Annotated in this window: 5 protein-coding genes; 2 read left to right on the top strand and 3 right to left on the bottom strand. The window is 63.0% G+C overall.

Annotated features, from left to right (window positions below):
* The 3 genes from EOD15_RS24405 to EOD15_RS24395 all read right to left on the bottom strand — a co-directional run.
* The coding region (locus tag EOD15_RS24405) for a DEAD/DEAH box helicase family protein (protein ID WP_127408909.1) at window positions 1-1072 on the bottom strand (1072 nt) is incomplete at its 3' end.
* 128 nt (window positions 1073-1200) lie between these two features.
* Window positions 1201-2823 (bottom strand): DUF2778 domain-containing protein, encoded by a 1623-nt coding sequence (locus EOD15_RS24400; protein ID WP_127408908.1) that lies wholly within the window; start codon window positions 2821-2823, stop codon window positions 1201-1203.
* A 436-nt stretch (window positions 2824-3259) separates the two neighbouring features.
* A complete protein-coding gene (locus EOD15_RS24395) occupies window positions 3260-4525 on the bottom strand; it encodes a hypothetical protein (protein WP_127408907.1) in 1266 nt (421 codons plus the stop codon).
* Between the two features lie 108 nt (window positions 4526-4633).
* Here EOD15_RS24395 and EOD15_RS24390 point away from each other — a divergent pair, with 108 nt between their 5' ends.
* On the top strand, window positions 4634-5662 hold the full coding sequence (locus EOD15_RS24390) for a CapA family protein (RefSeq protein WP_127322915.1): 1029 nt from the start codon (window positions 4634-4636) through the stop codon (window positions 5660-5662).
* A gap of 357 nt (window positions 5663-6019) precedes the next feature.
* Window positions 6020-6970 carry a hypothetical protein gene (locus EOD15_RS24385; RefSeq protein ID WP_245463756.1) on the top strand — a complete coding sequence of 317 codons (951 nt, stop codon included), beginning with the start codon at window positions 6020-6022 and terminating at the stop codon, window positions 6968-6970.
* Window positions 6971-7395: the final 425 nt, after the last annotated feature.

The raw sequence follows: 7395 nt of genomic DNA, 5'->3' as shown, positions 1-7395 counted from the left end.
GCTGGGCGACGAGATCGGCGAGCAGCGCGCGCTGGTCGAGCCGATCGCCGATCTGCATCTGGAAGGTCATCGCCGTGTAGGTCTCGACCGAGCCGATACCATAGATGCAGGACACCGAGGCGACGATGATGACGTCGTCGCGCTCGAGCAGCGAACGCGTCGCCGAGTGGCGCATGCGGTCGATCTGCTCGTTGATCGAGGATTCCTTCTCGATGAAGGTATCGGTGCGCGGGACGTAGGCTTCCGGCTGGTAATAGTCGTAGTAGGAGACGAAATACTCGACGGCGTTTTCCGGGAAGAATTTCTTGAACTCGGAATAGAGCTGCGCCGCCAGCGTCTTGTTCGGCGCCAGGATCAAGGCAGGGCGCTGCGTCTCCTCGATCACCTTGGCCATGGTGAAGGTTTTTCCGGAGCCGGTGACGCCGAGCAGCACCTGGGTCCGGTCGTTGTTGTCGACGCCTTCGACCAGATCCTTGATCGCGGTTGGCTGATCGCCGGCCGGCTCGAAATCCGAAACCATCTTGATGGCAATGCCACCTTCGGATTTTTCCGGGCGGGCGGGGCGATGCGGCGTCCACAGCACACCGTCCTTGTGCAGCGGATTGCCGGATTCGATCAACGCCGAAAGGGCGGCTACCGTCGCGGTGACGCTGCCCGAAGCCATGGTCTCGGCGTCTTCCAGCGAAATGTCGAGACCCGCGACTGGGTTGAGGCCCGCTGCCGTGCGCTCCCTCGCCGTCGCCGCCCCACCCATCGAGGTGCCGCGCGAACTGCGTCCCGGCGAGCTTGAACGCTCGGGTATCTTCTTCAACGGCTTCGGCGACTTGCCGCCGTCGCCCTTGCCGGCAAGACGCCCTTCCTTTTCGGCCTCCTGCTCGATCTGCTCGGCCCAATCCGCGATCGAACCGGTCAGCGGCGTGCCAGAGAGCTCCGGCTGCGGCATCTCGGCGAAGCCGCCTCTGTGCAGCGGTTCCGAAGCGTCCAGGAAATCGGTCAGCGGGCTGCGCCGCTTCGGCGCGGCGCGGTCGTCATTCGCCGTCGGCGGCGTTTTCTGATCGGGAGATTTGGCCATGTCCCGAATATGGGATTTCCTGGCCAAAATGGAAAGAGCGCGGTGGGGAGAGGCGTGCCGGACAGCGCTGCTCCTGACAGCAGGCTGTCAGGAGCAGGCGGGAAGGTGCGCCCGCAAGCCTCTTGTCGCTACACGCCCCTGGCGGCTGATGCGACCTGCGTAGCCGACCCGTTCAGGCGCGGCACCACGACGAGGCGTTTGATTTTGCCCTTCTTGTAGGCAGCGAGGAAGCGCGCATAATCCTTGAAGGCGACGCAGCCGCTCGACTGGCCGTAGCGGCCCCGAAGCAGATACGTATGGGCCAGAAACCCGTCGCGATTGTATTTGTTGCGGCCATCGACCGGCGTCAGGCGCAAGGCCTCCACACCATGAAAGCGCGACTCGCGCAGCGACAGATTATAGGTGTTGGGCGGTGTCGGCCCGCGGTTCTTCTGGTTGGCATAGCGCGGCTGGTCCGTCATGGCGCCGATGCCAGAATGCGCCTCGAGCTTCGAGCCGTCAGGCATGTAGACGGTGCCGGCGCTGATATCGTAGACGGCGACGCCATTTCCGGCTCCGCTTCTGGATCCCGGCGAGTTGAACAGGTTCCTGAACGCCTTGCCAAGGCCGCCCGAAGGCGTGTCGGGCTTGGCATAGGCCAAAACGTCACCGCCGTCGGCCGGCCGGCCTTGCCGCGTCGGTTTTGCCGGCTGAGCCTGCTGGACCGTCTCGCGTGCCTGCTTCGGCTGCTGGACGGGCTTGGGCTGCTGAACAGATTTGGGCTGCTGGACGGACTTAGGCTCCTGCTGGACGATTTTGGGCTGCGGCGGGTCGAATTGCGGGCGGCGGGTCGGCAACGGCACGTCGTCGGTCAGCGCGTCCGGCAGCGAGGCGGCATCGCCGGGTTGATCCTGCTGGGTTTCGACGGGCGAAACCGCGGTATCGGCTGACGATTCCTCGATCGGCAGCGGTGAGGCAAACGCCTCGGCGTCGACCGGCAGCGACTGCACGAGGGCAAGGGCCAACTGCGAATTGTCAGGCGTATCGGATTGGGCAAAGCCCATCGGCGGCGGTGCGGTCTGCACGACCACCGAGCCGGTATCCAGCCGGGCGAAACGTTCGGCCGCCGGAACTGGCATGTTGTCGGACAGGCTGGCCGTGACCTGGACGGAGGGCACCAACGACGCCTCGGCAATTCGCGGTGCGACGGTGGAGATCACCGGGCGGGTGTTGGCACTGGGGACGGGCTTTCCGGCGTCGGCAAAGGCAGCGGCCAGCTTCATCGGCGAAAGCGACGCTTCCATGCGTTCAAAGCGCTCCTGCGCCTTCGACTTCACGGCGGCGGGCGTCGGCTTTGCCTGCGCCACAAGGCGTTCGGATTTTTCCGCCTGCGAGCTTACCCTGGCCAGCTTGAAACAGCTGGCGCCGCACTGCACCGAATGATCATGCAGGGCCTGAGTGCCGCCATTGGCATTGGCCAGCACGAAGGGGGCTTTCAAAAAGTGCTGTTTCAGCGGATCGGTAAGTGCGAGCGATCCCGGCATGGACAGCGTCTGGGGCAAGCCAACCGAAGTCGCCGACAGCGAGGCGCCGACGGAACTGAGGCCGGCCATGGTGCCGATCAGCCAAAGGCCGATGGCGGTGCTGGCGCAAGGCAGCGCGACCCAGCGGGCCACCCGGCCAGCGTTGAAGGAAGAGGAACGCGGAGCATCGACGAACTCGCCGCCCTCACGCTGTCCCCGGTTTTTTTTGTGTGTACTCAACAACGCCATGCAACCAATCTCGCTTCAACCGGTTTCCCCGTACGTGGCCTTGAGAGCCGCGACGACCATTCTGTGAGTGATCCCAGGTGGTCCCCGACGCGTTTGCCGCGTCTGTAGTTGGTTGCCGATTGCTTCAAAATATGGACAAAGTTGGTTAATCAATTCCTCTCAAAACCAACGACGAGATGTGGATTTGGGCCAAATTTGGCTTCGTCCACGGCCAGGAAAGTGGTGTTGTCGCCCTTCCGACCTGGTTTTGCTGCCTGTTTTTGGCGGCCGAGTCAAGCAAAACAGCCGCTGCTAATTTTTGCGAAGCGCCTTGGCGCGGCATCTGCAGTGAGGTGACTGCCAGCAGACATCGCCTGGGAAAGGCGATTGCTTCCAGTAAAAATGTTGCCGGTCTTGCCAAGATTTCCCCTGCGGAAGGGCCTGAAGCAGCCCGCCCTCAGTTGAACCAGAGCGCAAACGTCAAAAACCCGCCGCCGCCGAACTGGCGCTGGATCTGGTCGAAATCGTCGCTGGTCACGAGTTCGCCGCTTTCGAGGTAGGGCGCGATGGCCGGGCCGGTGATCGACAGCACCAGATCGAAGTTTTTTGGGTCATCGAAGAAGCGCTTCATGTTGATTCCTAGGCCTGTGCCGGCGGTGACGCGGAAATGCGGCAGCAGCTTGCGGCCTTCCAGGAGATCCTCGGCCATGGTCAGGGCGGCGAGCCAGGCCTGAACCTGCTCCTCGCCGACTTCGAGGCCGGTGAGCGGGTTCTCGCCCTTCTGCTGCGGGCCAGGCAGCCATTCGCGGTCATTGTCGGTCTCGGCGCGGATCGCCTTCCAGTCCTCGCGCGACAGCCGGATCATTTCCAGCAAATGGCGGCGCGCTGCTTGACGGCGCTCCGGCTCGATCACCGGCCAGTTGATGAGATGCACCATCGAGATGAAATCGGCGATGCGCCATTCCGAGGAGAAGATGCTCGAGCCCATGTCGCCGGCCGGCGGCACCAGAATATCCTGCAACGGCAGCTTGGCGCGCGGGAACAGCATGTGGAACGAGCCGTCGAAGGTGCTCCTGAAATCATGCGCAAGCCAGAAATCGGCCTGCGCCATCAGGAACTCGGCATAGCCCTGCAGCCAGTATCCGTCGGCGCGGTCGAAACGGAAGGTGAGCGTGGGAACGGCATCGTCCGATGTAATGCCGCCGCGTGACAACCCGGCAATGATCGCCGCCATGCTCTCGTCCGGCGCAATGGTGCCGTCCTCGTTGAGGTCGATGCCCGCACGGGTGAGATCGATCGCCATGCCGATATCGGCATCGGGCGGCACCGACGCAAACGTTGCCGCGGATTTCTCCAGCCGGTCGCGGAAGCCGACCAGAATGGCGCGGAACTGCTCGTAAGTCAGCGGCTCGGGATTGGGATTATCGGGCACCGGCAACCGCATCAGCGGCAGCATGAAGGATTGCGGGCTTTCGAAACCATGACGGTGCAGGCCGGTAGCCAGGATCTCCAGTGCGGTGAAGAACTCGCCCGCCCCGGCCGCATAGGCGGACGCCGGGTCTTTTGGCGCGGCGGTCTCCAGCATAGACAGGGCAGCGTCGCGCGCGGCCACGCTCTTCGCCTCGAACAGTCGGGTGGCCGCTTCGGGCATTGCCGCCGACGCGGAAGACAGCGGCAGGAGCAAAATGAAAGCGGATGTCAGCAGGCCTGCCAGTCGTGTCATCTTTATCCCCCCAATATTTGTCGCGCCGCGCAAATATACACCATTTGCAACGCTGCGCTTCAACCCGCCGCGAGGACGGTTTACACAGGGCAAACAATTGGGCATCGCGTGTCGAACTATCCGCTTTCCTACAAGCTGTCCTGGCTGCCGCGTTTCCTCAAGCCATCGCTGGCCGGCGACGCGCAAGACTTTGCGCCCATGGCGGAAACGCTGATCGATTCAGCGCCAAGGCAGACAATGCGGCTTGCCTTTGTCGGCGACATCTCGGCGGTGGCCAACCGCAGCGCGCCGGACTGCGATCCGGCGATCAAGGCGCTGCTCGGCGCGGCTGATCTGGTGATCGGCAATTGCGAAAGCCCTGTGGTGGACAGACCAAGCGCAGTACTGGGGACGAGGCTCGGTACACATCATGCGATGAGCGAGTTGTTTCTGGCCGAGGCGCTGGCGGCGGTTGGTATTGCGCGGGAGAGGCTCGTGCTGTCGCTGGCCAACAACCATGTGCTCGACCAGGGCGTCGCCGGTTTCGACGAGACAATCGCGGCGCTGCTGCGGCTCGGCATCCGCACGATCGGCCTGGCCGCCGACGGTCCGGTGGTGCCGGTCCAGGTTGGATCGCTTGATATCGGCTTCGCCGCATTCACGCTGTGGCGCAACGCCGATGAAAAACTGTTTGCCGGGCGGGTGTCGATGGACAGCGATCCGGCCGGCTGGCCGCGCGATGGCTTAGACCTTCTCTGCGCCGTGCCGCATTGGGACTGGGAGTTCCGACATTTTCCGCGCGACGGGACGCGAGCGCTGGCCAGGCGGCTGGCCGGGCAAGGCGTCGGACTGATCGCCGGCCATCACGCCCATGTCGTTCAACCGGTGGAAAAGATCGACGGGACGATCGTCGCCTATGGGCTCGGCGATTTCCTCGGTACCGCCTTTGCGCGCCAGCCATGGCCGGGCCGCATCGGGTCTATCCTCACTGTCGATGTCAGTGCCGATGCCGGTATGCGCGGGACGATCGCGTCTTACCGGCTGCATCCCTTCATGCGCCTGCGCGCCGGCGACCATGAGCGGTTGGTGTTGGTGAAGGCTTTGGAGGGCCGAGTGCGTGACAAGGTCGAGAGGCGACTGAAAGCGATCTTTCCTTAGTGCTGCAAGTGACGAGACGTTGCCTATGGGGTCCATGGCTGGCGCATGCATTTGTCTTTTGCTGCGCTGGTCGACCCCCACTCCGTCTCGGCTTCGCCGAGCCACCTCTCCCCCGATCGACGGGGTAGAGGAAAGGCGCCAAGCTTTTTGCCGTCAGCGCTCGTCCAGCAACGCTCCTTTCCTTTCCCTCCGGAGGGGGGGAAGGTGGCGCTGCGAAGCAGCGACGGATTGGGGGAACCACGTGGTAATCAGGCGTGGACATTTGTTGAAGAGGCACTGCAGTCGATACATCGAACAAAACCAGCTATCATGAACTTGTCGAGGCTTGCGGGGGTAGCGGTGGAAACAGCGGATTTCATGCCGAGCGAAACGGTCATCGCCGGCATCCGGAAAGACATCGAGGCCTATGAAGCGGCGAGGGCTTCGGCGGTCCGGCAGGTGCGCTGGCGGGTGCCGGTGTTCGTGGGGCTGGTGCTGGTGGCCGTGGTGCTGGTCGCGTGGCTGTTCAACAAGGTCGCCGACCCCAACGAGCAATGGGTCTCGACGCCACATGTATTTCTCTATGTGATCGGCTTCGCGGCTTCGATCCTGCTCTATTTCCAAGCCAGGAAACCGGCGATGCGGCTGCAGCAATCGTTCCGCGAGACGCTGCTGCCGATCATCTTCGGCTTCATCGCCGACATGCGCTACCAGCATGGCGTGACGCCGAATTCATTCGACCGGTTGCCGCGCACGGCGGTTGGTCCGTTCAACCGGCAGGCGTTCGACGACATCGTCGCGGGCCGCTACGCAGGGTTTCCGTTTGAACTCTACGAGGCGCATCTGCGGGAAGGGTCGGGCAAGGGCTCGTCGACCGCCTTCCAGGGCGTCATCGTCGCCTTCGAGACCATCGCGCCGTTCCCCGGCATATTGGTGGCGACGCGCCGGACCAATGCCGTCATCAGTTTCTTTCGCGGCATGTTCGCCAGCAAGCTGCAGGAGTTGTCCAGTGGCGACGTGGCGCTTGATGCCGCCTACGAGTTCCGCACCGACAATCTCGGAGCGGCACAGCCACTGGTGAGCGGTCGGCTGGCGCAGGCACTGAAATGGCTTGGCGAAACCTGGCCGGACGACCCAGCCCGCGTGGCGCTCAATGGCAGCGATGGGTTCCTGCTGCTGCCGCAGACGAAGAACTTCTTCGAACTGCCGGATATTTCGGTGCCGCTCGATTACAGCACGCATGTCGCGCCGATGATATCAGACATGGGCGCGATGCTGGCGACGGCGGCACTTGTGCGCAAGATCGGCGCGAAGGACGAGGCGGGCTGAGCCGTCAGCCGTCGAAGCCGTATTTGTCACGCCTATAGTCCGCCTCTGACCATGAAACAAAATTTGTGTCGATGGTCGGTGAGCAGGCTGTTTCGTGATGCTGCTCGAGGTTGATTGCAGCGGCCGCGTGGCGATCCAAAGCCGCCGTCACAATCGGCTAAGCGACTCTTTTCGCGGATAGAAGTGGGCATTGGAGGAGTCGAAGCGGTCTGAAATGATGTCGGCAACAAGCAATATGTCGGAATTAAGCCTATGATATTGTTTGCGAAAATTCACCCAACGTGATTTGCGGAGGGAGCGCTTTCCGTTCCAGTTTCAGGCCGTCCGGTGCTGTCGTTTCCCAAGGCGGCGGTCCGGAAAGTGAAACAGCACGGAGTGCTTACCATGAAGAAGACCCTCGCAACCACCGCCGCTCTGCTCGCCTT

This window comes from Mesorhizobium sp. M7A.T.Ca.US.000.02.2.1 (genome assembly GCF_003996995.1).
Lineage (GTDB): Bacteria > Pseudomonadota > Alphaproteobacteria > Rhizobiales > Rhizobiaceae > Mesorhizobium.
The sequence above is the reverse complement of the archived record's forward strand: the minus strand, read 5'-3'. Positions and strand labels throughout refer to the sequence as shown.